The organism is Acetomicrobium sp. S15 = DSM 107314 (genome assembly GCF_016125955.1).
In the GTDB taxonomy this organism is placed as follows: Bacteria; Synergistota; Synergistia; order Synergistales; family Thermosynergistaceae; genus Thermosynergistes; species Thermosynergistes pyruvativorans.
Genome location: NZ_JADEVE010000205.1, coordinates 1 through 269, shown reverse-complemented (window position 1 = coordinate 269; position 269 = coordinate 1). Strand labels below are relative to the sequence as shown.

Genomic DNA, 269 nt, shown 5'->3' with positions numbered 1-269 from the left:
GTATTTGGCTGAGCGATTTGTGGTTTGCCATCTCCGCCAAGTCGAGTTTTATAGAAAAGTTGGCCCAATGTGGAATGTCCGGCAACCCAGCCACGTCAATGCTTCTACTGATAATTCGCGGTGAAATATATGCTACATCCGCATGTCATATGCACGTTGACGATTTTCGGGTTGGGCGTTAATATCGTGTCGTCTTCGGCTTGGCAAGGGCAATCTGCATGCCGCATTTGAGGTGCCGGTGTAGCTCAATAGGCAGAGCAGCTGACTTG

At 49.4% G+C, this 269-nt stretch carries 1 protein-coding gene; it reads left to right on the top strand.

The window, feature by feature from the left end; all coding sequences use genetic code 11:
- Window positions 1-182 (top strand): hypothetical protein (locus tag EZM41_RS13630; RefSeq protein ID WP_232619125.1); only part of this gene is annotated, 182 nt, incomplete at its 5' end.
- Window positions 183-269: the final 87 nt, after the last annotated feature.